Origin of the sequence: Halosimplex marinum (genome assembly GCF_051414075.1) — an archaeon.
Classification (GTDB): domain Archaea; phylum Halobacteriota; class Halobacteria; order Halobacteriales; family Haloarculaceae; genus Halosimplex; species Halosimplex marinum.
This window is the reverse complement of the sequence record NZ_JBLKNY010000003.1, coordinates 216,824-241,249: the sequence shown is the minus strand read 5'-3', so window position 1 is coordinate 241,249 and position 24,426 is coordinate 216,824. Positions and strand designations below refer to the sequence as shown.

General features: G+C 70.1%; 22 protein-coding genes and 1 tRNA gene. 18 read left to right on the top strand and 5 right to left on the bottom strand.

Going from position 1 to position 24,426, the window contains the following annotated elements:
- From ACMGFI_RS02185 to ACMGFI_RS02105, 17 genes are all read left to right on the top strand, one after another.
- Complete coding sequence (locus ACMGFI_RS02185) at positions 1 to 1,347, top strand: Hvo_1808 family surface protein (protein ID WP_436907002.1); 1,347 nt, start codon at positions 1 to 3, stop codon at positions 1,345 to 1,347.
- Positions 1,348 to 1,443: 96 nt separating this feature from the next.
- Positions 1,444 to 2,616: a nicotinate phosphoribosyltransferase gene (locus tag ACMGFI_RS02180; protein WP_436907001.1), complete on the top strand. Its 1,173-nt coding sequence runs from the start codon at positions 1,444 to 1,446 to the stop codon at positions 2,614 to 2,616.
- A gap of 477 nt (positions 2,617 to 3,093) precedes the next feature.
- The gene (locus tag ACMGFI_RS02175; RefSeq protein ID WP_436907000.1) at positions 3,094 to 4,164 is read left to right on the top strand and encodes an anthranilate phosphoribosyltransferase; all 1,071 of its coding nucleotides are present in this window, start codon (positions 3,094 to 3,096) and stop codon (positions 4,162 to 4,164) included.
- Between the two features lie 87 nt (positions 4,165 to 4,251).
- Positions 4,252 to 5,436 (top strand): UxaA family hydrolase, encoded by a 1,185-nt coding sequence (locus ACMGFI_RS02170; RefSeq protein WP_436906999.1) that lies wholly within the window; start codon positions 4,252 to 4,254, stop codon positions 5,434 to 5,436.
- 31 nt (positions 5,437 to 5,467) lie between these two features.
- Positions 5,468 to 5,803 (top strand): UxaA family hydrolase, encoded by a 336-nt coding sequence (locus ACMGFI_RS02165; RefSeq protein WP_436906998.1) that lies wholly within the window; start codon positions 5,468 to 5,470, stop codon positions 5,801 to 5,803.
- Complete coding sequence (locus ACMGFI_RS02160) at positions 5,800 to 6,912, top strand: UxaA family hydrolase (RefSeq protein WP_436906997.1); 1,113 nt, start codon at positions 5,800 to 5,802, stop codon at positions 6,910 to 6,912. Before ACMGFI_RS02165 ends, ACMGFI_RS02160 begins: the two co-directional genes overlap by 4 nt.
- Positions 6,913 to 7,026: 114 nt before the next feature.
- Positions 7,027 to 7,575, top strand: a complete 549-nt coding sequence (locus ACMGFI_RS02155) for a peptidylprolyl isomerase (protein WP_436906996.1) — start codon at positions 7,027 to 7,029, stop codon at positions 7,573 to 7,575.
- Between the two features lie 219 nt (positions 7,576 to 7,794).
- Complete coding sequence (locus tag ACMGFI_RS02150; protein ID WP_436906995.1) at positions 7,795 to 9,744, top strand: ABC transporter substrate-binding protein; 1,950 nt, start codon at positions 7,795 to 7,797, stop codon at positions 9,742 to 9,744.
- A gap of 106 nt (positions 9,745 to 9,850) precedes the next feature.
- On the top strand, positions 9,851 to 10,921 hold the full coding sequence (locus ACMGFI_RS02145) for an ABC transporter permease (protein WP_436906994.1): 1,071 nt from the start codon (positions 9,851 to 9,853) through the stop codon (positions 10,919 to 10,921).
- 4 nt (positions 10,922 to 10,925) lie between these two features.
- Positions 10,926 to 12,473: an ABC transporter permease gene (locus ACMGFI_RS02140; RefSeq protein WP_436906993.1), complete on the top strand. Its 1,548-nt coding sequence runs from the start codon at positions 10,926 to 10,928 to the stop codon at positions 12,471 to 12,473.
- Positions 12,470 to 13,639, top strand: coding sequence for an ABC transporter ATP-binding protein (locus ACMGFI_RS02135; protein WP_436906992.1), 1,170 nt, complete (start codon positions 12,470 to 12,472; stop codon positions 13,637 to 13,639). Before ACMGFI_RS02140 ends, ACMGFI_RS02135 begins: the two co-directional genes overlap by 4 nt.
- A 5-nt stretch (positions 13,640 to 13,644) precedes the next feature.
- On the top strand, positions 13,645 to 14,976 hold the full coding sequence (locus ACMGFI_RS02130; RefSeq protein ID WP_436908830.1) for an ABC transporter ATP-binding protein: 1,332 nt from the start codon (positions 13,645 to 13,647) through the stop codon (positions 14,974 to 14,976).
- Complete coding sequence (locus tag ACMGFI_RS02125; RefSeq protein WP_436906991.1) at positions 14,966 to 15,358, top strand: DUF7555 family protein; 393 nt, start codon at positions 14,966 to 14,968, stop codon at positions 15,356 to 15,358. The genes ACMGFI_RS02130 and ACMGFI_RS02125 overlap by 11 nt, the downstream gene beginning before the upstream one ends.
- Before the next feature lie 83 nt (positions 15,359 to 15,441).
- Positions 15,442 to 16,014, top strand: a complete 573-nt coding sequence (locus ACMGFI_RS02120; RefSeq protein ID WP_436906990.1) for a DUF7529 family protein — start codon at positions 15,442 to 15,444, stop codon at positions 16,012 to 16,014.
- Positions 16,015 to 16,203: 189 nt separating this feature from the next.
- Positions 16,204 to 16,476: a hypothetical protein gene (locus ACMGFI_RS02115; protein ID WP_436906989.1), complete on the top strand. Its 273-nt coding sequence runs from the start codon at positions 16,204 to 16,206 to the stop codon at positions 16,474 to 16,476.
- 108 nt (positions 16,477 to 16,584) lie between these two features.
- Positions 16,585 to 16,669: transfer RNA gene (locus ACMGFI_RS02110), tRNA-Leu, on the top strand.
- Positions 16,670 to 16,751: 82 nt separating this feature from the next.
- Complete coding sequence (locus ACMGFI_RS02105) at positions 16,752 to 17,267, top strand: DUF5813 family protein (RefSeq protein ID WP_436906988.1); 516 nt, start codon at positions 16,752 to 16,754, stop codon at positions 17,265 to 17,267.
- Between the two features lie 41 nt (positions 17,268 to 17,308).
- Here ACMGFI_RS02105 and ACMGFI_RS02100 read toward each other — a convergent pair whose 3' ends face one another.
- The 5 genes from ACMGFI_RS02100 to cheB form a co-directional block, all read right to left on the bottom strand.
- The gene (locus ACMGFI_RS02100; RefSeq protein WP_436906987.1) at positions 17,309 to 18,172 is read right to left on the bottom strand and encodes a CheF family chemotaxis protein; all 864 of its coding nucleotides are present in this window, start codon (positions 18,170 to 18,172) and stop codon (positions 17,309 to 17,311) included.
- A gap of 73 nt (positions 18,173 to 18,245) precedes the next feature.
- Positions 18,246 to 19,472, bottom strand: coding sequence for a HEAT repeat domain-containing protein (locus ACMGFI_RS02095; protein ID WP_436906986.1), 1,227 nt, complete (start codon positions 19,470 to 19,472; stop codon positions 18,246 to 18,248).
- Positions 19,472 to 20,281, bottom strand: coding sequence for a CheR family methyltransferase (locus ACMGFI_RS02090; protein WP_436906985.1), 810 nt, complete (start codon positions 20,279 to 20,281; stop codon positions 19,472 to 19,474). Before ACMGFI_RS02090 ends, ACMGFI_RS02095 begins: the two co-directional genes overlap by 1 nt.
- A gap of 136 nt (positions 20,282 to 20,417) precedes the next feature.
- Positions 20,418 to 22,646, bottom strand: coding sequence for an ATP-binding protein (locus ACMGFI_RS02080; protein ID WP_495849316.1), 2,229 nt, complete (start codon positions 22,644 to 22,646; stop codon positions 20,418 to 20,420).
- Positions 22,647 to 23,762, bottom strand: coding sequence for a chemotaxis-specific protein-glutamate methyltransferase CheB (gene cheB, locus ACMGFI_RS02075; protein WP_436906984.1), 1,116 nt, complete (start codon positions 23,760 to 23,762; stop codon positions 22,647 to 22,649).
- Positions 23,763 to 23,949: 187 nt separating this feature from the next.
- Here cheB and ACMGFI_RS02070 point away from each other — a divergent pair, with 187 nt between their 5' ends.
- Positions 23,950 to 24,390, top strand: coding sequence for a chemotaxis protein CheW (locus tag ACMGFI_RS02070; protein ID WP_436906983.1), 441 nt, complete (start codon positions 23,950 to 23,952; stop codon positions 24,388 to 24,390).
- Positions 24,391 to 24,426: the final 36 nt, after the last annotated feature.

The window sequence follows — 24,426 nt, the reverse complement described above, 5'->3', positions numbered from 1 at the left end:
ATGGGGCGGCACGGATCCGGCTCGGCCCGCCTGCGGATCGCCCTCGCGGCGGTCGCCGCGCTCGCGCTCCTCGCGGGCTGTACCGCCCTGGAGTCGGGCGGCCACCCGGAGGGCGACCCCGCAAGCGACCGCATCGGCTGGGAGAACGGCTACTGGTACGACGACCCGGTGAACGTGACGCCGGGCGACGGCTACAACGCCAGCGAGCGCGAGGCCGTCGTCGCGCGCACGATGGCTCGCGTCGAGCGGATCCGCGACCTGGAGTTCAACGAGACGGTCCCGGTCGACGTGGTCAGCCGCGAGCAGTACCTCGCCAACCGGAGCGGGGGCGGCGGCAACGAGACGCACTCCCGCTGGAACGACCAGGTCTGGGAGTCGATCTTTATCGTCGGCGAGTCCTCGTCGTACTCGAACAGCTCCGACGACACGCTCGGTCAGACCGTCCAGGGCTACTACTCGCCGGGACGGGACGCCATCGTCCTCGTCAGCGACTCCGAGACCCCCACCATCGACCGGACGACGCTGGCTCACGAACTCGTCCACGCCCTGCAGGACCAGCACTTCGGCTTCGGCGCCGACGGGGAGACCCAGGACCAGCAACTGGCCAACCGCGGCGTCACCGAGGGCGACGCCAGCTACGTCGACATCATCTACGAGAACCGGTGTGAGAGCGACTGGCGCTGCATCCCCCCGCCCGGCAGCGGCGACGGCGGCGGCTCCGGGGGCAGTGACTACAACCGCGGGCTGTTCCTGACCATCTACACGCCCTACGCCGCGGGGTCGCAGTTCGTCGACCAGGTGCGCGCCCAGAGCGGCTGGGCGGGGGTCAACGAACTCTACGACGCCCGCCCGGAGAGCACCGAACAGCTCATTCACCCACAGCTCTACCCCGACGAGGACCCGGTCGACGTGACGGTCCCCGACCGCTCGAACGGGGCGTGGCGCCGCTTCGACATCGACCCCGTCGCCGACACCGTCGGCGAGGCCTCGATCTACGCCATGCTCGTCCACAACGGCGCCGTCGACCCGGAGGACCGCTACGGCTACGACTCGGACCCGTCCGCCGGCTGGGGCGGCGACAGCGTCGTCCCCTACACGAACGGGACCGCGGGCGCCTACGTCTGGGAGACCGCCTGGGACTCCGAGCGCGACGCCCGGCAGTTCCACGAGGCCTATCTCGACGTGCTGGCCGCCCACGACGCCCGCAACCCCCGCGGGAACGTCTACGTCGTCCCCGACGGCGAGTTCGCCGACGCCTTCCGCGTGGTCCGGTCGGGCGAGCGCGTCCGGATCGTCAACGCCCCCACCGTCGACGGGCTCGACGCCGTCCACTCCCGGTCCGGGTAGCGGACAGCGAGTGAGCCAGCCGACACGTCACGGCCGCGATGCCACGCGCGGACCGAACGCGGACGGTTTTTGGCGTTCGCCCCGAAAGCACTCCTCATGACCGACGAGTCGGGCTTCGACATCGTCCCGCCCGAGGCCATCAGGGAGGGGCGGGCCACGGACGCCTACTTCGACCGGACGGTCGAGACGCTGGAGCACGCCGACCGCAACCCCCGCATCGTCGCCGAGGTGACCGCGGACCAGTTCCCCACCGGCGAGTGGGAACTGTTCGCGGGGGTAAGCGACGCCGCCCGACTGTTCGAGGGGCGGGCCGTCGACGTGGACGCGCTCCGGGAGGGGCGGCTGTTCGACGGCGGTCCCGTCATGCGCATCGAGGGGCCGTACCTGGAGTTCTGTCGACTGGAGACCGCGCTTCTGGGCTTTCTCTCGCACGCGACCGGCGTCGCGACTGCGGCGCTGGAGGCCCGCCACGCCGCGCCCGACTCGACCGTCCTGAGTTTCGGCTCCCGGCACGTCCACCCCTCGATCGGCGCGATGGTCGAACGGTCGGCGCTTTTGGGCGGGCTCGACGGCTTCTCGAACGTCGCCGCGGGCGAGGTGATCGGCCGCGAGGCCGGCGGGACGATGCCCCACGCCCTGCTCATCTGTTTCGGCCGCGGCGAGCAGGAGACCGCCTGGCGGGCCTTCGACGAGGCCGTGGGCCCGGACGTGCCCCGCGTCGCCCTGGTCGACACCTACAGCGACGAGGTCGACGAGGCCGTCCGCGCCGCCGAGGCCGTCGACGCGCTCGACTCGGTGCGGATCGACACCACCTCCTCGCGGCGGGGCGACTTCGAACACATCATCCGCGAGGTGCGCTGGACGCTCGACGCCGAGGGGTTCGACGATGTGGGCATCTTCGTCAGCGGCGGGCTCGGCCCCCGGGAGTTGCGCGAGTTGCGCGAGCACGTCGCGGGCTTCGGCGTCGGTAGCTACGTCAGCAACGCCGACCCGACGGACTTCTCGCTGGACATCGTCGAAGTCGAGGGCGAACTCGCCGCCAAGCGCGGCAAGCTCACCGGGAAGAAGGCGGTGTACCGCACCGACGACGGCGGCCACCACGTCCGGCTGGCCGACGCCGACGCGCCGGACGACGGCGAACCGCTCCTCCAGCCGCTCGTCCGCGACGGCGAGGTGGTCCGCGGGTTCGACCTCGACGCCGCTGTCGACCGCGCCGCCGACGACGCCGCCGCCGTCGGTTTCGAAGCCCCCGTCGACACCGCGGAGTGACCGCAGGTCGCAATTCTTCGGAAGAGGACCGAGAGGGAAGTGTTCAGTACAGGGGACGTAGATATCACGCAAGCATCCGCCGAGCGACCGGCGGGAGCGAGGCGGTTCGCCGTCAGAGCGAGCGCTGACGAGCCTGCGGTCGGTCGCGGTGCTCACTCCCGCAGACACCGGACGCGAGGGAGCACAGCGACCGAGCCGTCCGGCCTTTTTCCCCACGTTTTTCCAGCGGAGGATTCCCGCAGGCGCGCGAATCCTCCGCTGGAAAAAGTGGGGTCGCAACGAGAACCGAGCACGATCGGAGACCGGAATCGGTCGCGCGGTCCGGTCGGTCGCCACGTCCGACCGGATCTCCGAGGGAAATTCAGAACCGTCGACAAACGCCGCCATAACGTCCGAAACAGACAAAAATACGCGGTCGCCTCCTGACGGAGTGGAAGAAGCGGGGCGTTTTATAATCGCCAGTCCGAACCCTTTCGCATGGCTCAAGCGACGCAGGAATTCGGCGACTGGCCGCTCAAGCGGCTGATGACCGAGGTCGTGGGCTCGGGACACAAATCGGCCGACGACATGACCCGCGGGCAGGCCCGCGAGGCGTTCCAGCGGATCCTGGCGGGCGAACCCGACCACACGACGCTGGGGGCGTTCTGGCTCGCTAACCGCTGGAAGCGCAACAACGCCGAGGAACTGGGCGCGTACGTCGACGTGATGCGCGAGGAGTCGGTCGTCACCGCCGAACCGGACGCCGACCCCGTCGACTGCGGGGCCAACTACGACGGCAAGGGCCGCTCGGCCATCCTCGGCGTCGCCGCGGGCGTCGTCGCCGCCGCCGCGGGGACGCCGGTCGTCGTCCACAGCGGGGACCGCGTGCCGACGCAGAAACAGGACAGCTACAAGCACGTGCTCGACGAACTCGGCGTCCGGACCGAGATCGACCCGTCCGAGAGCGCCGACATGGTCGACGAGGTCGGCTTCGGCTACTACTACCAGCCCGAGTCCAATCCCGGGGTCCACGCGCTGTACGAGCGGCGGGACAACATGGGCGTCCGGTCGTTCGTCAACACCGTCGAGACGCTCGCCAACCCCGCGAACGCCGACGTGCACCTGGGCTCGTTCTACCACCTGCCGTTCGCGGTGAAGATGACGGACACGCTCAAGGCCGCCGAGAGCCAGGACGTCTCGCGCACCCTGTTCTTCCAGGGGATGGAGGGGTACGACGACGTGCGGCCCGGGACGACGGTCGTGGGCGAGTGGAACGAGGGCGACGAGGAACTGGACGACTTCGAGATCAAGACCGCCGAGTACGGCATGGACTTCGAGAGCGAGGACCTGGCCGTCGACGACGTGGCCGAGGAGTCCGCCGAGATCACCGAGGCGGTCCTGGCCGGCGAGCGCGACGACCAGTTCGCCGACGCGGTCGCGCTCAACGCCGCGCTGCGCATCTACGCCCGCGAGGACGCCGACTCGATCGACGAGGGCCTGGAGGCGGCCCGCGACGTTCTGGAGAGCGGCGAGGCCGAGGCGGTGCTGGACGACCTGCGGGAGTTCTGAACGGGCCGACCGATCGGACTGCCGGGCTCCAGCGGTCCGGGCCCCGCTCGCGACAGATTCTTGCGAGTGGAAGGATATTCGTTCCGCATGGACACCTTCGACGGTTACCGCCGACCGGACGGCCGGGTCGGCGTCCGGAACCACGTCGCCGTCCTGCCCACGTCGGTCGCGGCGAGCCCGGTCGCCGACCGGATCGCCGGCGACGCGGGCCGATGGGCGCGCGCGACACCGCACCAGATGGGGACGAGCCAGCCCGACGAGGGGCGCGAGCGCACGCGCGAGGTACTCGGGGGGATCGGGCGGAACCCGAACGTCGGCGCGGCGCTGGTCGTCGAACTCGGAACCGAGGACATCGACGCCGACGAGATCGCCGACGACATCGCCCGGTCGGGCAAGCCGGTGGAGACGCTGACGACCCGGGACGCGGGCGGGACTGCGGGCGCACTCGACGCCGGCGCCGACGTGCTCGCGGACCTCTGGGAGGAAGTCCGCGACCAGCCCCGGGAGGAAGCCGACGCGAGCGAACTCGTCTTCGCCGTCGAGTGTGGCGGCAGCGACGCCACGAGCGGCATCGCGGCGAACCCCGCGCTCGGCGACGCCGCCGACCGGCTGGTCGACGCCGGCGGCGCGGTCTGCATCTCCGAGACGCCGGAGTTCATCGGCGCCGAGCACGTCGCCGCCGAGCGGTGCGCCGACGAGGCGACCCGCGAGAAACTGCTCGACCGCGTCGACCGTCGCGAGCGACTCGCGGACCTGATGGGCGTGGACATGCGCGGCGCCCAGCCCTCGCCGGGCAACCAGGAGGGCGGGCTGACCACCATCGAGGAGAAGAGCCTCGGCGCGCTCGCCAAGTCCGGCACCCGGGACATCCGCCACGTCGTCGACTACGGCGAGGAAATTCCGGTCGGCGGCGGCGTGGCCGTGATGGACTCGCCGGGCTACGACGTGGAGAGCGTCGTCGGCAAGGTCGCGGGCGGCGCGCAGGTCGTCGCGTTCACCACGGGTCGCGGGTCGACGACCGGCAACCCGATCGCGCCGGTGATCAAGGTGACGGGCAACCCTCGGACGGCCGAGCGGCTCGCCTCCAACATGGACGTGGACGCCAGCACCGTCATCGACGGCGAACCGCTCGGCGAGGCCGGCCAGCGGATCTACCGGACGTTGCTGTCCGTGGCCGGCGGCGCGGAGACGGCCGCCGAGACCCGCCGGCTGGAGGAGTTCGCGATCAACGAGCGCCAGCCGCGCGAACTCGCGGCGGAGGGGCAGCGATGACTGGCGGGCGAGCGCCGCGGGGGTGCCCGCGATGAAGGGGCGAGTCCTCGACGGGACGGCGCTGGTGATGGCCCCCGAGGACAACGTGGCGACGGCCCTTGAGGATCTCGACGCGGGCGACCGGCTGGCCGACGCCGACCCGCCGGTGACCGTCGCGGAGGAAGTCCCGTTCGGTCACAAGGTCGCGCTCGCGGACATCGCGGCCGGCGACCCGGTCCGCAAGTACGGCGAGGTGATCGGCGAGGCCACGGAGCCGATAGCCGCCGGCGAGTGGGTCCACACCCACAACTGCGAGAGCACACGCGGGCGGGGCGACCGGGCGGCCGAGGCGACGGCGGACGGACCCGGTGGAGGTGAGTCGGTGTGAGCCTGCGGCAGGGGTTCGAGGCGGTCGACCGGGGCGACCGCGGCGTCGGCGTCCGCGAGAAGGTCCTCGTGCTCCCCTCGGTCATCTGCTCGCGGGAGGTCGCCGACCGGATCGCCGACCGGGTGGAGGGCGCGGTCAGCGCGCCCCACGACCACGGCTGCGGGCAGATCGGCGACGACAAGGCCCAGACGCTGCGGGCGTTCCTCGGCGTCGGGTCGAACCCCAACGTCGCCGGCACCGTCGTCGTCGGCCTCGGCTGCGAGTCGATCCAGAGCGACGACGTGGCCGCCGACCTCGCCGATCTGGGCGTCCCCGTCCGCGAGGTCGCGATCCAGGACGCCGGCGGGACCGACGCGACGGTCGAGGCGGGGGTCGAAGCCGTCGAGGCGCTGCGCGGGCAGTCTACCGGCGACGAACGGCGGACGACGACGGCGGACCTCTCGGACCTGACGGTCGGCGTCGTCTCGGGAGACCTCGCCGAGTCGACCCGCGAGACGGCGGACCCGCTGGTCGGTGCGGTCGTCGACGAGCTCGTCGACGCGGGCGCGCGGGTGGTCGCCGCCGGCAGCGAGCGCGTGGCGGCCCACCCCGAAGCGGCGGCCGCGCGGGCCGGCGACGAGGCGGCGGCCGCGGGCTTTCGCGACCTGGCCGAGCGCCACCGCGGCCAGCCCGCGCGGGCGTCGCGGGTCGGGCGCGAGGCCCGGGACCACGAGTTCGAGGCGGTGACGCGGGCGTGGGGCGACCGGCCGGTCCGGGCGGTGCTGGACTACGGCGAGCGGGCGACCCACGAGGAAGGGCTGGCGGTCGTCGACGCGCCCTCGCGGTTCGAGGAGGCGGCGACGGCCCTCGTCGCGGCCGGGGCGCAGGTCGTCGTCCACGTCACCGGCGAGGGCGTGGCGACCGGCCATCCCGTCGCGCCGGTGGTGAAGGTCTCCGGCGATCGGACGACGCTGGCGGCCGTGGGCGACGACATCGACGTGGACGCGACGGCGGCCGACCCCGCGGACCTGCTCGGGCGCCTGCGGGCGGTGGCGGGCGGCGAGCGCGTGCGCGCGGAGGAACACGGACTCGTCTCGTCGGCGATCACGCGGGTCGGCCCCTCGATGTGAACCGGGACGGGCGCGGGGACGGCCGGGTCGCCGGGAGGTCGTCGCCGTCGGTCGATACCCGTCTGTGCGGGCGGTACCACCAGCGTTTTCTCCGCGGCGGGCTTCCGACCGGGTATGAGTGACGACCTGACTGCGACGCTGCACACCTCCGAGGGCGACATCGAGGTGCGACTGTTCGAGGACAGGGTGCCCGACACCGTCGAGGCGTTCGTCGACCACGCGACCGAGTCCGACTACGAGGCGGCCGAGGTCGGCCCCGGCGAGGGCGCCTGGGAGGACCCCGAGAGCGGCGAGAAGCGGGTCGACCCGCTGTACGACGACATCGAGTTCCACCGCGTCATCGCCGACTTCATGATCCAGACCGGCGACCCGACCGGCACCGGCCGGGGCGGCCCGGGCTACACCTTCGACGACGAGTTCCACGAGGACCTCCGCCACGACGAACCGGGCAAGCTCTCGATGGCCAACCGCGGCCCCGACACCAACGGCTCGCAGTTCTTCATCACGCTGGACGCCCAGCCCCACCTCGACGACAAACACGCCGTCTTCGGCGAGGTCGTCGACGGGATGGACGTGGTCGAGGCCATCGGCTCGGTCGACACCGACCCGAGTGATCGCCCGATCGACACGGTCGTGCTCGAATCGGTCGAGATTCACCGGTAATACCGGACGTTCATCGCAGCTTTTGCCCGGTACGCTTTTATTTCCTTAAGCCATTAGTGTGTCCCGGACATCCCCCCTGATCCTGTAATTCTCCGTTATAATACCAGGGGATAGAATATAATTTAAGATAATTTTCGACCGCCGTGGTACTGCGGTTTCGGAAACAACTTACGGCAAGTTCCACCGCAATTTAAGTATCAAGGTCGGTAAAGGGCACGTATGCCTCGCGATACCGACGACTCGGACACCAGCCGACGACGATTTCTGAAAGCGACCGGCGCAGCCGCGCTCACCTCGGCAGTTGCGGGCTGTGGTGGCGACGGCGGCGACACTGCCACGCCGGGTGACGACGGTGACGGTGGCGACGACGGTGGCGACGGGACCGGGACCGACACCGGAACCGACACCGGCCCGGTGACGGTAAGCGAGTACCCCTACGGCGTGGGCGAGACGATGGTCGGGGAGGCCCAGCGGGTGATGGAGGAAGCGGGCTACGGCCCGGACAACCGCTTCGAGCTCGACTGGCTCCAGTACGAGAGCCCGACCTGGTCGGAGATGGCGTCGACGATCGCCAGCCGGCTGGAGTCGGCGTACATCGATATGAACCAGAGCTCGGCGGCGTTCTCGCCGCTGCTGGAGGCCACCCGGAACGGCAACCACCAGGCGTACACCCTCGGGTGGATCGCCGACTACCCCGGCCCGCAGAACTTCGTCCAGCTGGTCGACCCGCGGAACACGGTCTACGACGAGAACGCGGCGGCCAACGGCGCCCGGCTGTTCTGGTCGGAGGACGCCGAGGCCGACCCCGAGGTCCGCCAGTACATGATCGACCAGTTCGAGCGGATCTCGAACAACCCCGAGGACACCGAGGAGGCCGCCGAGGTCCGCGGGGACGCCGCGGTGAAGATGGAGGAAGGGATGTGGCAGGAGGCCGCGCTCATCCCGATCTTCCAGGGCGTCACGGAGGCGATGTGGTACGACCACGTCGACTACAACCCGCCGGGACCGATGGGCCCCTCCCGGGCGAAGGCCAGCAACTCCGTCGCAGGCCTGGAAGGCAAGGACCGCCTCAGCACTATCTCCTCGACGTTCAGCAGCCTCGACCCGATCGCCTCCGGGAACACGGCCTCCGGGGGCAAGATCATGGATATGTTCGACGCGCTGATGAACTACGCCAACGGGACGACGGAGGTCGAGAACCTGCTGGCCGAGGAGTACGAGGTCAGCGAGGACTTCCGGACCTACACGTTCACGCTGAAGGAGGGGGCCACCTTCCACAACGGCGAGGAGGTCACCGCACAGGACTTCGAGTACTCCATCAAGCGGCTGATGGTCTCGGACAACTCCACGAACGCGCGGTTCCCGGTCAGCGTCATGGGGATCGAACACGAGACCGAGGAGGTCACGGTGACCGACGACGAGGGCGACACCGTCACGGACACCGCCTCCGGCGAGCCGGAGACGACCACCCGGATCATCCCCGACTCGATCGGCGTCGAGGCGGTCGACGACTACACGCTGGAGATCACGACGGACGAACCGTTCGCCTTCTCGCTGTCCGTGCTGGCCTACTCCGCGTTCTCCGCGGTGCCCGAGGGAATCGTCGGCGACCTCGAGGGCTACGAGGGCGAGATGGAGTGGTCGGAGTTCTCCCAGAGCCCGGTCGGCGCCGGTCCCTTCGAGTTCGTCAACTGGGAGTCGGGCAACGGCGGCGAGTTCGTCATGGACGCCTACGACGACTACCACGGCGAGGGCGCCTCCTTCGACGGCATCGACGCCGCGATCCTCACCGAGACCCAGGCCCAGTACAACTACTTCCTCAACGAGAACGCCGACGTGGGCGGCGTGCCCACGGCCCAGTACAGCGCCGACAGCGTGAACATCGAGGAGACCGACGACCTGGGTCGGGACCTGGGGACCTACGACCTGGAGAACGGGACCACTGTCAACTACTCACGCACCCCGGACATCGGCACCTACTACGTCGGCTTCAACATGGAGCAGGTGCCCAGGGCAGTCCGGCAGGCGATGGCCTACGTCGTCAACCAGCCGGAGTTCATGGCGAACGTGTTCAAGGACCGGTTCGAGCCGGCCTACCACCTGACGCCGCCGCAGATCTTCCCCGGCGGGATCGAGGCCTACGACGAGCACGTCGGCGGCTCCGAGTAAGCGAGCCGGTCCCCGGCCGCTCTCGATGAACTCCCCGCTCAGACGACGAACGTATTACGGTGCGGCCCACACAGAGAGACAACTACACGCATAACGGAGACACGCCATGAACAAACTCCTGTATATCGCGAAACGGCTCGTCCTCGGGGTGCCGGTGGTCCTGTTCGGGCTCACGATGACGTTCGTCATCCTCTACCTGTCGCCGTTCGACCCGATGACCGCGATCCTGGGTCGCGACGCGGACCCCCAGACCGCCCGACAGCTCGCCATCTCGCTCGGCCTCCGGTACCCGAACGGCGAGCCGGTTCCCCTGTGGATACAGTACAGGGACTTCCTGATCGACACGATTACGTTCAACTTCGGCCAGTCGTGGGTCGTCACCCGCGGCCAGTCGGCCGCCCAGCTCATCTGGGAGCGCATGCCCGCGACGCTGTGGCTCGGCATCTGGTCGGTCGTCATCGCGCTGGCGCTGGGGATCCCGCTGGGGCTGTACGCCGGCCTCCGGGCCAACACCTGGGGCGACTACACCGCCTCCTTCGGCGGGATCGTCTGGCGCGCCATGCCGAACTTCTGGCTGGCCGTGATGCTCGCCGGCCTGCTGTCGGCGGGCGGGGCGCTGTCGTTCTACCGGGGGTTCCTGATACCGACCGACGTGATCGGCACCCCGGACGCGCTGGGCCACCTGTTCGGTAGCTACTCGCTGGGGCCGGTCGGGATCCCGGTCCCGGACCCCTACAACTGGGCGGTGGCGTTCAAGTGGATCCTGCCGGCCGCGCTCGTACTCGGCTCCTCGTCGATGGGTAACGAGGTCCGCATCGGCCGGACCGCGGTGCTCGAGAGCCTCAACTCCCCCTACATCGACACGGCCAAGGCCAAGGGGCTCTCCGAGCGGGTGATCATCGGGAAACACGTCGCGCGCAACGCGATGATCCCGCTGTTGCCGGTGATCATGGGCGAGTTCTACCTGCTCATCGGCGGGTCCGTGCTCGTCGAGCTCATCTTCGGGATCCGCGGGCTCGGGAACCTCTTCCTCTCGGCCGTCCTCGCGTCGGACGTGCCGATCATCGGCGCGCTCACCTACGTGTTCATCCTGATACTCGTGTTCTTCAACATCGCGCAGGACGTGGCGTACACGATCATCGACCCGCGGATCGGTCTGGAGGGCCGGGAGGACTGAGACCATGTGTGCGACGATCACCGACTCGGCCCGCGACCGGGACCGGCACGAGGAGACGCGGCTGCGCGACCGGGTGCTGGCCAACCCCGAGCCGGCGCTGCGGTGGGGCGCGGTCGCCTTCGTGCTGGTCGCGGTCGAGTTCGGCGCGCTCGCCGGCGGGCTCCTGTTGCTGCTCGACGCGGCGCTCATCGGGGTCACGGCGCTGCTCGAGGTGACGCTGGGCGCCTTCTCCCCGACTGCCGGCGAGTCGGTCTACGCCGCCCAGCAGGCGGCCAGCGGCTTCCTCGACGGGCTCCGGACCGCCGCCGGGAACATCCCGACGCTGCTGTCGCGGGAGACGATCCCCAACGAGGGGTACAAGACCGGGCCGAACGGGCCCTGGGAGGGCACGTTCCTCGGGCTCCAGCCGGCGGCCGCATGGGCGATCCGGCTGGTGCTCGTCTACCTGTACGCTGCGGTCGTGTTCTACTGGCTGTACCGCGGCTGGCTGGTCTTCCGCGACCACTACCGCCAGGTCGACTGGACGCCCCGCGACGACGTGGTCGACCGCCTGCGCGACCACCGCTGGGGTCAGTTCGGTATCGTCGTCGTCCTGGTGTTCGTGACGATGGCGCTGTTCGCCCCGGCGCTCGGACCGACCACCGTCGAGCAAAACATCCAGTCGCCGTACAGCCACGAGATCCAGTACTACGACGCCGAGAGCGGAAGCGTCGAGACGGTCTACGCCGGCGACGCCAACTTCAACTCGAAGTCGAAGGGACAGGGCGACCAGAACGTCGGGCCGATGACCTACGACGACTACGGCCGGTTCCACCCGTTCGGGACTCTGACCAACGGCCGGGATCTGTTCACGTTCTCGGTGGCCGGCGCCCGGATCTCGATGATGATCGGGGGGCTGTCCATCGTGCTGGCGTCGCTGCTCGCAGTCATCGCGTCGATGACGTCGGCGTACTACAAGGGGCTCGTCGACCTGGTGACGATCCTCCTCGCGGACGGGATCACCTCCATACCGGGGCTGCTCCTGCTGTTGATGGTCGGGATGGCCTTCCAGGGTCACTGGCTCACGGGCGTGCTCCACGGCGGGTTCCTCTACGCGGTGACGTTCGGGATCATCCTCTTCCCGGGACTGTGGCGGTCGGTGCGCGGCCCCGCGCTCCAGGTCTCCGAGGAGGAGTGGATCGACGCCGCGAAGAGCTTCGGACAGCGGCCGCGAACGACCATGCGCAAGCACATGCTCCCGTACGTGGTGCCGTACCTGCTCGTCTACGGGTCGATGACCGTCGGCGGCGTCATCATTTCGATGGCGGCGCTGTCGTTCATCGGGAGCGGGCTCGGCATCAACCCGCCGACCCCCGCCTGGGGACGCGCCATCGACATGGGGCGCAACTACGTCTCCACCCAGTCGTGGCACATCGCGCTGATCCCGGGGATACTGATCGTCGTGCTCGTGACCGGGCTCAACGCCTTCGGTGACGGGATCCGCGACGCCATCGACCCCGAGAGCGAAGGTGACGCCGAAGACGAGGCGGCCGCGGGAGGTGCCGCCGGATGACCGCCCAGCACTCGGGCGACGGCGCCGGGGAGTCGGCCCGCGACCGGGACGGCGAGGAGCCGGTCCTCTCGGTGCGGGACCTCCGGACGGTCTTCAGGACCGACCGGGAGACCATCCACGCCGTCGACGGCATCGACCTCGACCTCTACGAGGGCGAGACGGTCGGGCTCGTCGGCGAGTCCGGCTCGGGCAAGTCCGTCACCGCCCGGTCGATCATGGGCCTGGTTGAGGAGCCCGGGGAGGTCCTCCCCGGTTCGTCGATCAGGTTCAAAGGCGAGGAGATCACCGGCTACGACACCGCCCAGTACCAGGAGCTGCGCGGCAGCGGCATCGGGATGATCTTCCAGGACCCGCTGTCGTCGCTGAACCCCGTGTTCACCGTCGGCAACCAGATCAAGGAGGCGCTGAAGGTCAACCGCGGGATCACCGGTGAGGCCGCCCGCGAGGAAGCCATCGAGCTGCTCGAGGCGGTCCAGATCCCCGACGCGGCCCGCCGGCTGGGGGAGTACCCCCACGAGTTCTCCGGCGGAATGCGCCAGCGGGCGGTCATCGCGATGATGCTCGCCTGCGAACCCGAGGTGCTGATCTGCGACGAGCCGACGACCGCGCTGGACGTGACCATCCAGGCGCAGATCCTGGAGCTCCTGCGGGACCTGCAGGAAGAACGCGGCCTGTCGATACTGTTCATCACCCACGACATGGGCGTCATCGCCGACGTCACCGACCGCGTGAACGTGATGTACGCCGGCGAGATCGTCGAGAAGGCCCCGACCGAGGAGCTGTTCGCGAACCCGCGCCACCCCTACACGGAGGGGCTGCTCGAGGCGATCCCCGGCCAGCACGCCGACGAGGACCGCCTGCGGACCATCGAGGGCGAGGTGCCGACGCCAAACGAGGCGGCGACCCACTGCCGGTTCGCGCCGCGGTGCCCGAAGGCCTTCGAGGAGTGCGAGGCGGTCCACCCCGAGCTCGTCGAGGTCGACGAGGAGACGGCCGACCACACGGCCGCCTGCCTGCTCTACCCCGAACACATGACGACGCCGGAGGCCGTCGCCCACCACGAGCGACTGGGCGGGGCCGACGGCGACGGCGGGGACGCGGACGAAGGGTCGGGACCGGCGACAGCCGGCGACGACGTCGCGGCCGACGGAGGTGACCGACGATGAGCGAGATGACCCAGCAACGCAGTCGAACCGAACCGAGGGGAACCGGCGAGACGCTCGTCGAGGTCGAGGGACTGAAGAAGTACTACGGCGGCGACGGCGTCTTCGCCGACCCGCCGGTCAAGGCCGTCGACGGCGTGAGCTTCCAGATCCAGCGCGGCGAGACGCTCGGGCTGGTCGGCGAGTCCGGCTGCGGGAAGACGACGCTCGGCCGGACGCTCGTCCAGCTGGAGACGGCCACCGAGGGGACCGTCGAGTTCGACGGCACCGACGTGACCGAGCTGACCGGCAAGCGGCTCAAGCAGTGGCGGCGCAACGCCCAGATCGTCTTCCAGGACCCCGAGTCCAGCCTCAACGACCGGATGACCATCGGCGAGATCGTCCGCGAGCCGCTGGACGTCCACGAGGAGGGCACGCCGGCCGAGCGCCGCGAGAAGGTCAAGGACCTGCTGGCCCAGGTCGGCCTCCAGCCCGAGCACTACTACCGGTATCCCCACCAGTTCTCCGGCGGCCAGCGCCAGCGGATCGGGATCGCCCGCGCGCTGGCGCTGGAACCGGAGTTCGTCGTCCTCGACGAGCCCGTCTCGGCGCTGGACACCTCCGTCCAGGCGAAGATCCTCAACCTGCTTGAGGACCTGCAGGACGAGTTCGACCTGACCTACCTGTTCATCGCCCACGACCTCTCGGTGGTCCGGCACATCTGTGACCGCGTCGCGGTGATGTACCTCGGGAAGATCATGGAGATCGGGGCGACCGAGGAGCTGTACACCGACCCCGCCAACCCGTACACCCACTCGTTGCTGTCGGCGATCCCCGAGCCCGACCCGACCGTCCAGAAGGAGCGGATCACGCTGCCGGGGACGCCGCCGAGCCCGCGGGACCCGCCGACGGGGTGTCAGCTGACGACCCGCTGTCCGGCGAAGATCCACCCCGAGGAGTACGACCACGTCGACACCGGGACGTGGAACGACATCGAGCGGTTCCGCGAGGTGATCCGCGAGCGCAGCCGGATCGACCTGTCGGTCCGCGACCGGATCCGCCGGTCGCTCGGCGCCTTCCACCGGTTCGACGACATCGACGAGACGGTCGCCGACATGTTCGGCGACGACGTCCCCGACGAGATCCGGGACCACGTCGACCGGGCCGCCGAGTACGTCAAGGAGGGGTATCCCGACCGGGCGCGCGAGTACATGAGCGAGCAGTTCGACGGCGTCTGCGACACCGAGCGGCCGGAGCTGTACCCGGTGGGCGAGACCGACCGGCTGAGCTACTGCCACCGCCACTCCGGGGAGTACGAGAGCGTCGACTCGGTGCTCGGTCGCGGGTCCGATGGCGAGTAAGCGACTCCTGCTCGCGGAGTTCGTCGTCTGGGTGCTCGCCGTCGGCGGGCTCGTCGCCGCGGGCGCGATCGCCGTCGGCTACCTCGTCGGCGGGACGCTCGTGGCCGCCAAGTACGCCGTGTTCGTCGTCGGCGTCGCCCTGTTCGGGGTCGGCAGCCTGGGCATCCAGCCGACCCCATCCTACAAGGACGAGAAGCGGGTGACCCTGGAGTCGAAGCGCCAGACCGGCTTCGAGGCCCGGCTGCAGGAGATCCCGCCGCTGCGGGACGAACGGGTCCCGTTCGACCAGCGGGTCAGCCGCGACAAGAAGATCTTCGCCGCCAGCCTGATCGTCCTCGGCGTCTCGCTCGTCATGGAGTTCGGCTTCGGGATCCGCCCCTGACCGGCCGAGTCGGGGTTCCGGTCGACGGTTCCCTCGCCGCCCGGTGCATCACCCTTTACTGTGTGAACGGCGTTGACCGGAGTATGCCCCACCACGCCGACAGCCCGGACGACGTCGACCGGAAGGAAGTCGTCGCCGACCACAGCGAGGAGCTCAAGACCAACTGGCAGCGGGCGCTCGAGGACATGCAGGCGATGGCCGAGGACCGCGAGGACCAGGGCTACGAGACGCTCGCCGTCCCCGCGGGCGACACGACGACGCTCTCGCCGTCGATGGGCGACGACGACACCTGGGGGCTCTCCCACGTCGTCCCGGACAACTTCGCCGAGGACGTCGAGGCGTACGTCGAGCGGTCCGACTTCGAGGAGACGGGCGTCTACCAGATGGAGAGCGGCGGGTTCGTCTTCGTCGTCACCGAGTGCATCGACCACGACGAGGAGGTCGTCGTCTTCGTCGCCGGCTCCTACGATATGCGCTTCTCCGCCGGACTCGTCCGCACCGCCGTCGAGCGCGACGAGATGTACACCCACCTCAAGACGCTCGACGGGACGGAACTGGGCACCGTCCACCACGACGACCCCGCGGACTTCTTCCCCGAACCCGAGCAGTTCTACGCCTACGACATCACCGAAAACACCGAACACACCCGGGACTGACGGACATCCGGCCGACCCGACGGCGGTCGCGTCCCTCCGGGCACCCCACCCGACGCCCCCTGCGACCGCCCGGACGCGCTGTGGACCGTCCGTGTCAACGCCTCTCGTGAAACTGAGTTCAGTAGCCTCGCCTACAGAAATGTATTTCAGATTACCTTTACGGTGGCGGCCGGTGTAGGGATAGACGTGATGAGACCGAACCGCCCGCCGGTCGCCTCGGCCGGCCTGCCGACGCAGTACAGCCTGGCGCGCACCCTGCTGGTCTCGCTGGCGATGTCGCTCGCGGTCGTCGTCGGTGCCCTGGTCGTCGCGTACCCCGGCGCCGCCGCGCTCGCAGTCGCGCTCGCCGCGGGCTCGTGGGCGCTGACGGCCGTGATCGTCCGGGTCCGCCTGCGCCGCCGCCCGGTGACCCGCGTCCTGATGGTCCGGGTCCCGTTCACCGACATCCACGTCGAGGTCTGACCCGCCGGCGCGCCCTCCGAACAGTTCCCTCCTTCCGACGGCCGCGATTCGTGAGCCGCACGACCGGACCGTAACCGCTATTCCGCCGGAGGGGCGACGGACGAACGCGCGAGGGTGGCTGAGCTAGGCCAAAGGCGGCGGGCTTAAGACCCGCTCCCGAAGGGGTCCGAGGGTTCGAATCCCTCCCCTCGCATTCTGTCGCTCACCGCTTCGGGGCGACCGCGCCCACGACGCGACACAACGGTCTTTTGCCGGGGAGCGCCCAACACCGGGTGATGACCGATGACATCCCGACCGAGGCCCGCGACGCCTTCGACGGCCACGACGCGTTCGCGGCCGCCGACGAGGGCTATCGCGTGACGACGACCGTCTTCGATACAGAGGTGACGGCGAGCGAGCGCGACGACTACGCGACGGACTTCCGGGTGCGCGTCGACGTGCCGACGCTCCGGGCTGCCACCGAGGACGGCGAGGTCGGGGAGGCCGTCCAGTCGGGGTGGCTCGACACGCTCGAACGCCGGCTCGAAGACGCGCCGATGGCCACGCGCGCCTCGGTCGACCTCGACGGGTTCGACGTGACGACCGCCGACGGGACCGTCACCGTCACCTACGAGTTCGCCCACGGCGACGCCGCCCGGGGGGTCGAGATCGCGAAGACGTTCGTCGAGTACGTCGAGGGGACCTACGTCGAGAGCGTCGTCCCCGGCTACGAGTACGGCGAACCCGTCACCGACCTGCTGTCAGCCGCCGCGACCGACGAGGACGGCCAGCGCGGCGGGACGCCGCTGTAGCTCGCGGCTCGAACTGTCGCCGCGTCCCCGCCGGCCGACGACTACTGGTCGCTGATCACGTCGCTGGCGATGTTGCGCCCGCGGGCCTTCAGGCGCACGTCGCGGCGGACGCGCTTCTCGCGGAGGATACCCTCCTCGACGAGCCGGTCGAAGACCGCCTCGACCTCCTCGACGTCAATCCCGACGAATTCGGGGATTTCGAAGGGCGAGACGCCCGAATAGAGGGCCATCAGGACTTCCATCTCGGTCTGGTCCAGGTCGGCGTCGGTCGCGTTCTGGAGTTCGCCCTGACGGACGAGCGATTCGAGGATGGAGACGTGGCGGGTCGTCCCGGAGACGTAGGTCTGGACGCTGGTCCCCTCCTCGTCGGTGTGCTCGACCTCCAGGACGCGGCGCTCGTCGCCGCGGACCGTCCCCTCCCTGACGGTGACCCCGCCCACGTCGACGAGTTCGACCTCGACGAACTGGCCGCTGGCGACGCCCAGCCCCACCGTGTCGGACTCGATGTCGACCCGTCCCTTCTCCCAGTCGGTCTCCCGCACGACGCCGCCCTCGACCGCGGGGTGTTTGACGAGGACGACCTCGCCGTCCAGCAGGGCCGTGTAGAGGTGTTCCTCGAAGGCGTCGGCGTCCGCCGGCGCGACCAGGAACACGTCCGCGCCGGTCTGGACCGAGAAGTACCCCGAGACGGCGGCCATCGCCCCTTCGGCGTTCTTGCGGTTCTTGACGGTGCTGACCTTCCCGAGCGCGATCTGTCGTTTGCCCTCGTTGCTCGCGAGGACGAGCCGCCTGTTCGACAGGACGATCCGGCCGCTCAGCCACTCCAGGTCGTTGACCTTCCGGCCCTCGTTGACGACCTGGACGAACCGACCCTGGGTGTCCGCCAGCGCGCGCTCGTCGCTCACGGCCGGTCACCCCCCGCGTCGGACGGATCGGACTCGGGCCGGCTCCCGGGGCGGGGGCGTCGACGGGCGCCGTTCATCCCCGACCACCCAGCTTCGAGATGGCCGAGAAGGCCCGCTTGCGGATCGCCTCGGACTCGGTCTCGTCGAGCAGCGCGTCGATGCGCTGGCGGGCGCGCTCGCCGCCGACCTTGCCGAGGGTGAACACCGCCTGGGCGCGCGCCTCCTCGGGGGCGCCCCGGTCGTCGACGAGCGCGAGCAGGCGGTCCTCGACGGCGTCGCCGCCGAGTTCGGCGAGGCTGGTGGCCGCGAACTGGCTCGTCATCCGGTCGTCGGCGGCCAGCGCCTCGACCAGCGCGTCGACGACCCGCTCGCGCTCCTCGGCCTCCGTGACTCGCCCGAGCAGCCACGCCGTGTTGCGCTGTTGGGCGGCCTGCTGGCTCTCCTCCAGGATCTCGACGAGCGGGACGACGACGTTGCGGTCGTCGGTCTCGCTCAACTGCTCGACGACGGTCTCGCGGATCTCGTGGCTCTGGTCGGTGGGGACGTTCGCGAGCAGTTCGACCAGCGAGTAGACGGCGGTCCGGCGCACCGCGGGGGCGTCGTCGGTCAGCGAGGCGACGAGGTACTCGACGGGCCGGGCGTTCGGGAAGTTGCCGAACGCGCCGACGGCCACCCGGCGGACCCGCTCGTCGCCGTCCTCGTAGAGGGGCAACAGCGCCGAGAGCGCCTGCCGGTTGCCGACGGCGCCGAGGGCCTCGGCGGCCTCCCGGCGGACCTTCGGGTTCGAGTCCGTCAGCAGCCCCTCCAGTCCGTCGGTCGCACGGGAGTCGGCGATCTGTCCACAGGCGCGGGCGGCGCGCGCCCGGACCCGCGGGTCCGCGTCGTCGAACCGCTCGACGAGCTTCGGGACGGCGTCGGCCTGTTCGAGCGCGCCCAGCCCGTTGGCGGCGGCCATCCGAAGCTCCGGGACGGCGGCGTCAAGCGCCTTCGCGAACGCCTGGGCCTTCATCCAGTCGGCCCCCTCGCCCATGTCGATCCCGGCCATCTCCGCGATCAGCCGCTCGATGGCGTCGCCGCCCAGCTGGTCGAGCGAGTCGACCGCGGCGGCGGTCACCGCAGCGCTGTCGTCGTCGCTCGCGACGCTCACCAGGGCGTTGACCACGTCCGCGCGGTCGTCGTGGTCGTCGAAGTTGCCCAGCAGCTCGGCGGCGCGGGCGCGCAGCTCCGGGTTGTCGCTGCGGCGCATCACGCCGATGAGTTCCTGCACGTCGCCGTTCCGTTCGAGCTGGTAGAGTGACATCAGGCGCGTCTGTAGATGCGGTGTTTCTTCTCGACCGGGTCGTAGCGGTCGCGGAACTCCGCGGGCAGGGTCTCGGTCATACCGATCATCAGGTAGCCCGCCTCGGACAGCGACCCGGTGATCGTCTCGAAGATCGGGACCTTGTAGTCGGCGTCGATGTAGATGAGCAGGTTCCGACAGCAGACGAGGTCGAACCGGCCCTTCTCCGGGCCCCTGATGAGGTCGTGGCGCTCGAACTCCACGAGGTCCGACACGCGGTCGGTGACGGTGAACACGTCGCCCTCGCGGTCGACGTACGGCTCGTAGGCCGAGAGCGGTTCCAGCTCCGCCTCGATGTCCGTCGTCTGGGAGGTCTCGTAGCGGCCCCGGCGGGCGGTCCGGAGGATCTCGCGGTTGATGTCGGTGCCGAGGATCTCGACCCGCCGGGCGTCGATCTCGTCGTCGTCCAGCGCGAGCATGGCGATCGAGTACGGCTCGCGGCCGTCCGCGCAGGGCGCGCTCCAGATAGAGACACTCCGCTGTTCGGCGGTGAGGTCGCGCAGCACTTCGCGCAACGACTCCCAGGCCTCCGGGTTGCGGAAGAAGCCGGTGACGTTGATCGACAGCGAGTCGAGCAGTTCGGCGCGCTCGCCGTCGTCGTCCTCTAGCAGCCGCTGGTAGGCCCGGTAGTCGTCGGCGCCGGTGCGGCGCATCCGCGCGTTGATCCGCCGGTCGAGGTAGGCGTCGTTGTAGAAGCCCGACTCGAAGTCGAGTTCGCGCTCGATGTAGCTCAACAGCTCGTCGAACGCCTGGCCGCGCTCCTGTCTCATGGTCGCTCCCCGGTCGGCGTCGTCCGCCGATCGGTCGTCGTCCGTCGGTCGGTCGGCGGTCGCCGTCGGGTTCGCATCGCCGGCCCGGTGTCCCCCGTGCGTTCGGTCATATCGATACCTGCGTGGTCCAGTAGCATCAAAGCGTCACCACGTCGAGGATGTGGACGATGTTCCCGTCGCCGAGGACGGCGGTCCCGCTGAGGCCGGGCGTCCCGCTGAGGATTCCCTCCAGGGGCTTGACGACGACCTCCTCCTGGCTATTTACAGCGTCGCAGCGCAGCGCGACCTGGCGCTCGGACTCGCGGATGCGGACGAGCATCCCTTCGTCGCCGCCCGTGCCGACTGTTCCAGCCATCGCGTCGCTGCCCGCGCCCGCTACTGCCGCGGCGCCACCGTCGCTACCCGCCGTCGACTCCTCGGTCGCGGTCCCGCCGGCCGCGCGGGTGGACTCGCCGGCCCCGTCCGTCGGCTCGCCGCCGTCGGTGGCGGCCGTCTCGGCCCCGTCGGCTTCGGCGGTCGCGTGGGTGCCGGGCACGTCGAAGCGCTCGGCGAGGTCGATCACGGGGTAGATGTCGTCGTTGTGCTTGATGACGTCGTTGCCGTTGATCTGCTTGACCTCGGTCGTGCGGGTGATCTCGTCGACGTTCTTCAGCGGGACGCCGTACTCCTCCTCCCCGACCTCGACGAAGAGGACCTTGACGATGGCCATCGTCACCGGCAGGCGCAGGGAGACGGTCGTCCCCTCGCCGGGGGTGGAGTCGACGCTGACCGACCCGTCCAGTTGCGTGACCGTGTCGTGGACCACGTCCATGCCGACGCCGCGGCCGCTGGTGTCGGTCACCTCGTCGGCCGTCGAGAAGCCGGGGTGGAAGATCAGGTCGTAGACCGCCGAGTCGCTCATCGCCTCGATCTCGTCGGACGACCGGACCCCCTTCTCGATGGCCTTGCGCTTGATGCCCTCCACGTCGAGGCCGGCGCCGTCGTCCTCGACCTCGATGATGACGTGGTCCCGTTCCCGCGAGGCGCGCAGCTCGACCTGGCCGGTCGGGTCCTTCCCGGCCGCCTCCCGCTCCGCGGGCGGTTCGATCCCGTGGTCCAGCGAGTTGCGGATGATGTGCATCAGCGGGTCGGAGATCTCGGTGAGGATCGTCCGGTCGAGCTCGATGTCCTCGCCCTCGATGGTGAACTCCACGTCCTTGTCGAGCTCGCGCGACAGGTCCCGGACCATCCGCGGGAACTTGCCGACGACCTTCTTCAGCGGGATGAGCCGCATGTCCATCACCGTGTTCTGGAGGTTCGCGGTGATCTTGTCGAGCTCGTTCAGGTTCTCGGAGGCGCCGGCCAGGTCGTCGGTCTCGACGGCCCGCCGGAGCTTGATGCGGCTGGTGACCAGCTGCTCGACCAGCCCGTGCAGGTCGTCCAGCTGGTCCACGTCGACCCGGACGGACTTGATCTCGTCGACGGAGGCCCCCTCGTCGCCCGAGGCCGCCTGCTGCGCGTCGCCGGCCTGCTCGCCGGCCGCGGTCGTCCCCGTCCGGTCCGCGTTCGATCCGGCGGCGCCCGCGTCGGAGCCAGCGCCGGCCAGCGCCTCGGTCACGTCGGTCACGTCGGCGCCCTCGACGGCGCCGATGGCGTCCAGTTCCGCGGCGGCGGCGTCGGCGTCGGGCGCGTCGAGCGCGAGCGCGAAGGTGTCCTCGAACTCGCCGTCCTCGATCGCCTCGCGGTCGGGGGCGGCGTCGAGCAGGTCGAACGCGTCGGTGATCCGGTCGAGCCCGAGCATCGCGTCGACGCCGAGCATGTCGCCCTCGCCGACCGACACGTCCGCGCGGACGACCCGCCCCTCTGCGTCGCCGGCCGACACGTCGAAGCCCTCGACGGCGGCGGAGTCGGTGTCCGTCGTGCCGGCCGCTCCTGCAGGGTCCTCGGCGCCGGCGTCGCCGCCGGCGACCGCCGGATCGGGCGTCGCGCCGGACTCGGCGTCGAAGTCGCTCTCCTCGAGGACGGCCCGGAGTTGCGCGACCGTCTCCGTCGTGTCGGTCGTCGACTCGCCCTCGGCCTCGATCTCGCGGACGATGGCCTCGATCATGTCCACGCCGGCGAAGATGAGGTCCATCCGCTCGGGGGTGACCGCCATCTCGTCCTGGCGCATGGCGTCGAGGAGGTCCTCGATGGCGTGGGCCAGGTCGCTGGCGTCCTCGAAGCCCATGGCGCCGAAGTTGCCCTTCAGCGTGTGGGCCGTCCGGAAGATCTGGTCCATCGCCGCCTGGTCGTCCGGGTCGGACTCCAGGTCGAGCAGCGAGTTGTTCAGGTCGGTGATCGCTTCCTCACTCTCGCGGATAAACGCGTCAAGATACTGGTCGTCCATTTAGGTCACCTCGAATGCGTCGAGTACCGCCGCCGCCACGTCGTTGACCGGCGCCACGCCGTCGATGCAGCCGGTCTCGATGGCCCGCTTGGGCATCCCGAAGACGGCGGACGTGGCCTCGTCCTGCGCGACGGTGTAGCCGCCGGCCCCGTGGATGGCGCGGATACCGGCCGCGCCGTCCTCGCCCATCCCGGTCAGGATGACGCCGGCGAGGGGGTCGGTGATACGCTCGGCGGCCGTCTCCATCGTCACGTCCACCGCGGGCCTGACGTTGTTGACCGGCGGGTCCTGCGTGAGCCCGACCCGCAGGCGGCCGCGCCGGTAGCCGGTCACTTCCATGTGGTAGTCGCCGGCGGCGATGAGCGCCTCGCCGCCGCCGATCCGGGCGCCGTCTTCCGCCTCCCGGACGTCGTACTCGCTGCGGGCGTCGAGCCGCTCGGCGAACCGGCCGGTGAACCCGCCGGGCATGTGCTGGACCACCAGCACGCGCAGGTCCGCGGCGAGCGGCAGGTCCGAGAGGACCTGCTCGACGACGGTCGGCCCGCCCGTCGAGGAGCCGATGACGACCGTCGGGTCGTCGACGTACTCCGTCGCCGCGGCCTCCGCGGCGGAGCCCGCCGGGTCCGCTCCGGCCGTTCCGTCCGTGACCCCGCCGCTCCCGCCGACGCCGGACCCCGCGGTCCGGGCCGAGGCCACGTCCGAGGAGTCGGTCGGGTCGACGGCCGCGACCGACTCGACGACCTCGACGAGCTGGTCCTGCAGGCGGGACATCTCCATCGACACCTCGCCGCCGGGCTTGCGGAAGAAGTCGACGGCGCCCTTCTCTAGAGCCTCGAAGGTCACGTCGGCGTTCTCGTCGGTGTGAGCCGAGAGCATCAGGATCGGGGTCGGCGTGGTCGACATGATGCGCTCGGTCGCCTCGATGCCGTTCATCTCGGGCATCTCCACGTCCATCGTCACCACGTCGGGGTCGGTCTCGGTCACCGCCTCGACGGCCTCCCGCCCGTCTTTCGCCACCGCGACCACGTCGATGCCGCCCTCCTCCAGGATGTCGGAGATGACGCTCCGCATGAAGTGCGAGTCGTCGGCGACGACCGCTCGCGGCGAGCCTACCATGTCGAGCCCCCGGTGACGGCTCGGGCGCGGCCCGAACGGCGTCGCCGGAACCCAGCCGGAGCCGGCACCATACCTACTCACGTGTGGCGCCAGCGCCGGGATAAAGACTCCGCCCGCCGTATCAGCGTTGATAACCCGGAAGACACGCTTAAGTCGCCGTCGCGGGCTCTTTCGGGCAACGGCACCCATGGCATCAACTCGGAACACGGCGGCGACGGACGGACAGGTCCTGGAGTTCTCGCTGGGCGAGGAGACCTACTGCGCGAGCATCGACTACGTCACCGAGATCGTCGACGCCGGCGAGGTGACGACGGTCCCGAACTCGCCGCCGCACGTCCGCGGCGTCATGGACTTGCGGGGGCGCACGACGTCGATCGTCGACCCGAAGGTCGTCTTCGGCATCGACGGCGGCGGCGCCGAGCGGCGGATCATCGTCTTCGACCCGGCGATCGTCGACGACCAGGGCGCCGCCGGCTGGCTGGTCGACGAGGTGTATCAGGTGGTTCAGGTCGACGAGTCCGACGTGGACGACTCCCCCTCGCGGGACACGGACGCCATCCGCGGCGTCGTCAAGCGCGACGACGGGTTCGTCATCTGGGTCGACCCGAAGGCCGTCCACGCCGGTTGACCGGGTGCTCGGCGCCGACTGACCGATCCGCCCAGT

Coding starts and splice junctions, on each gene's coding strand:
- ACMGFI_RS02185 (WP_436907002.1), top strand. CDS start 1: ATGGGGCGGCACGGATCCGGCTCGGCCCGCCTGCGGATCGCCCTCGCG.
- ACMGFI_RS02180 (WP_436907001.1), top strand. CDS start 1,444: ATGACCGACGAGTCGGGCTTCGACATCGTCCCGCCCGAGGCCATCAGG.
- ACMGFI_RS02175 (WP_436907000.1), top strand. CDS start 3,094: ATGGCTCAAGCGACGCAGGAATTCGGCGACTGGCCGCTCAAGCGGCTG.
- ACMGFI_RS02170 (WP_436906999.1), top strand. CDS start 4,252: ATGGACACCTTCGACGGTTACCGCCGACCGGACGGCCGGGTCGGCGTC.
- ACMGFI_RS02165 (WP_436906998.1), top strand. CDS start 5,468: ATGAAGGGGCGAGTCCTCGACGGGACGGCGCTGGTGATGGCCCCCGAG.
- ACMGFI_RS02155 (WP_436906996.1), top strand. CDS start 7,027: ATGAGTGACGACCTGACTGCGACGCTGCACACCTCCGAGGGCGACATC.
- ACMGFI_RS02150 (WP_436906995.1), top strand. CDS start 7,795: ATGCCTCGCGATACCGACGACTCGGACACCAGCCGACGACGATTTCTG.
- ACMGFI_RS02145 (WP_436906994.1), top strand. CDS start 9,851: ATGAACAAACTCCTGTATATCGCGAAACGGCTCGTCCTCGGGGTGCCG.
- ACMGFI_RS02140 (WP_436906993.1), top strand. CDS start 10,926: ATGTGTGCGACGATCACCGACTCGGCCCGCGACCGGGACCGGCACGAG.
- ACMGFI_RS02135 (WP_436906992.1), top strand. CDS start 12,470: ATGACCGCCCAGCACTCGGGCGACGGCGCCGGGGAGTCGGCCCGCGAC.
- ACMGFI_RS02130 (WP_436908830.1), top strand. CDS start 13,645: ATGACCCAGCAACGCAGTCGAACCGAACCGAGGGGAACCGGCGAGACG.
- ACMGFI_RS02125 (WP_436906991.1), top strand. CDS start 14,966: ATGGCGAGTAAGCGACTCCTGCTCGCGGAGTTCGTCGTCTGGGTGCTC.
- ACMGFI_RS02120 (WP_436906990.1), top strand. CDS start 15,442: ATGCCCCACCACGCCGACAGCCCGGACGACGTCGACCGGAAGGAAGTC.
- ACMGFI_RS02115 (WP_436906989.1), top strand. CDS start 16,204: ATGAGACCGAACCGCCCGCCGGTCGCCTCGGCCGGCCTGCCGACGCAG.
- ACMGFI_RS02105 (WP_436906988.1), top strand. CDS start 16,752: ATGACCGATGACATCCCGACCGAGGCCCGCGACGCCTTCGACGGCCAC.
- ACMGFI_RS02095 (WP_436906986.1), bottom strand. CDS start 19,472: ATGTCACTCTACCAGCTCGAACGGAACGGCGACGTGCAGGAACTCATC.
- ACMGFI_RS02090 (WP_436906985.1), bottom strand. CDS start 20,281: ATGAGACAGGAGCGCGGCCAGGCGTTCGACGAGCTGTTGAGCTACATC.
- ACMGFI_RS02080 (WP_495849316.1), bottom strand. CDS start 22,646: ATGGACGACCAGTATCTTGACGCGTTTATCCGCGAGAGTGAGGAAGCG.
- cheB (WP_436906984.1), bottom strand. CDS start 23,762: ATGGTAGGCTCGCCGCGAGCGGTCGTCGCCGACGACTCGCACTTCATG.
- ACMGFI_RS02070 (WP_436906983.1), top strand. CDS start 23,950: ATGGCATCAACTCGGAACACGGCGGCGACGGACGGACAGGTCCTGGAG.